The 2,162-nt window shown below is 74.3% G+C and carries 3 protein-coding genes; all 3 read left to right on the top strand.

The features are described from left to right. Positions 1-367, top strand: a 367-nt coding sequence (locus HUW36_RS31475) for a hypothetical protein (protein ID WP_174531399.1), incomplete at its 5' end; no start/stop codon positions are given. Between the two features lie 192 nt (positions 368-559). Further along, positions 560-1,609 carry an AAA family ATPase gene (locus HUW36_RS31470; RefSeq protein WP_174531398.1) on the top strand — a complete coding sequence of 350 codons (1,050 nt, stop codon included), beginning with the start codon at positions 560-562 and terminating at the stop codon, positions 1,607-1,609. After that, positions 1,606-2,162: DUF58 domain-containing protein (locus HUW36_RS31465; RefSeq protein ID WP_174531397.1), on the top strand; the 557-nt coding region annotated here is incomplete at its 3' end. The genes HUW36_RS31470 and HUW36_RS31465, both read left to right, overlap by 4 nt.

Raw genomic sequence — 2,162 nt, 5'->3', positions numbered from 1 at the left:
CGAGCAGCGGGCCGCCCGGGCCGCCCTGCGCGCCACCCTCGCCCCGCCGGCGCCGGGCACGGTGGCCTGGGCGGTCGTCGCCCAGAACGGCACGCTGCTCCAGCACTCCGGCAACGTCGTCTCCTCGTCCAAGTTCGCGCCGGGCCCGGGTGTCTTCCCGGGGCAGTACCTGCTGCTGCTGGACTACACCGTCTCGGCGAAGTCGTACCACGTGTCCATCGGCACGAACGACTCGGCGAACGTGCCGCCGGCCGGCGAGGTCGCCGCCGCGCCGCGGACCCTGACGCCCACCGGCGTCTTCGTGCAGACGCGCAGCTCCTCCGGCGCCTACGCGGACCGGCCGTTCCACATCGTGATCGCCAACTGACCCACCCGACCACGCGTCGACCCCCGTTCCGGCGGGGGTCGATGTCGTGTTCCGTGTCCGTGCGGGCGTCGCACCGCCGGTTCGCACCGTTGCCGCCCGATCGGGGAGGTCCTCCCGGTCCGGCCCGCCGACGGCCGGACAGGGGCCGATAATCCGACGTTTGTCGCGCGTCCGGCCCGGGAAGCAAGCACCGTGACGGACATCTCGGACACCCTGGCCAGCGTGCCCAGCCCGGTCGATGCCGATGCGAGCGGCGTCGAGCTGGAACAGACCCTCTTCGAGGTCAAACGCGTGATCGTCGGGCAGGATCGGCTCGTCGACCGCCTGCTCACCGCCCTGATCGCCGACGGTCACTGCCTGCTGGAGGGCGTGCCGGGGGTGGCCAAGACGCTGGCCGCGCAGACCCTCGCCACAGTGGTGGGCGGGACGTTCTCCCGGATCCAGTTCACCCCCGACCTGGTCCCGTCGGACATCGTCGGCACCCGGATCTACCGCGCCTCCACCGAGACGTTCGACGTGGAGCTGGGGCCGATCATGGCGAACCTGGTGCTCGCCGACGAGATCAACCGGGCCCCGGCCAAGGTCCAGTCGGCCCTGCTGGAGGCGATGGCCGACCGGCAGGTCTCGATCGCCGGACGGAGCTGGCCGGTGCCCGACCCGTTCCTGGTGCTGGCCACCCAGAACCCGATCGAGTCGGAGGGCGTCTACCAGCTTCCCGAGGCGCAGCGCGACCGGTTCCTCATGAAGGTCGTGGTCGACTACCCGAGCGACGCCGACGAGCTGGCCATCCTCTACCGGATGAGCACCGAACGGCCCACCTCGCGCCCGGTGCTCGACCCGGCCCGGCTGCGGGAGCTCCAACGCCGCGCGACCGACGTCTTCGTCCACCACGCGTTGGCCGAGTACGTGGTCCGCCTCATCCTCGCCACCCGCGACCCCGGCCGGTTCGGCCTGCCCGACGTCGCGCCGCTGCTGGCGTACGGGGCGAGTCCCCGGGCCACGCTCGGTCTGGTCGCGGCGGCCCGGGCGCAGGCGTTGATCCACGGCCGGGACTACGTGCTGCCCGAGGACATCCGGGACCTGGCGGTGGACGTGCTGGCGCACCGGCTGGTGCTCTCCTTCGACGCGGTCGCCGACGGGATCTCCGGCGAGGACGTGGTGCGCCGCCTGGTCGAGGCGGTGCCCCCGCCCCGGCTGGTGACCGGGCCCGCGGAGGCGGCGCCGGATCTGGCGGCGGCATGACCCGCCGGGCCGTACCCGCCCGACCCGACCCGGGCCTCGCCGACCTCGCTCCCGACCAGCGGGTACGCCGACTGGAACTGACCGTGACCCGGCGGCTCGACGGTCTGCTGCACGGCCGGTACCGGGGGCTGCTGCCCGGACCCGGCAGCGAGGCGGCCGGCAGCCGCGAGTACCGCCCCGGCGAGGACGAGGTCCGGCGGATGGACTGGGCGGTCACCGCGCGCACCACCGTCCCGCACGTGCGCGAGGTCGACGCCGACCGGGAACTGACCACCTGGATCGTCGTCGACGCCAGCGCCAGCATGGAGTACGGGACCGCCGAGGTGGACAAGCGGGAACTCGCCGTGGCGGCGGTGGCCTGCGTCGGCTTCCTCACCGCCGGGGTGGGCAACCGGCTCGGCGCCCAGGTGCTCGCCCCGGACGGGCTGCGCCGGTTCCCGGCCCGCAGCGGGCGTATCCATCTGCTCGGGCTGCTCCGCGCGTTGCTCGGCGCCCCACGTACCGACGACCGGCGGGACCCGCGTGCGGCCGGCCCGGCCGGCGGCGCGCGGGC

Origin of the sequence: Micromonospora maritima (assembly GCF_902825405.1) — a bacterium.
GTDB lineage: Bacteria > Actinomycetota > Actinomycetes > Mycobacteriales > Micromonosporaceae > Micromonospora > Micromonospora maritima.
The sequence above is the reverse complement of the archived record's forward strand: the minus strand, read 5'-3'. Positions and strand labels throughout refer to the sequence as shown.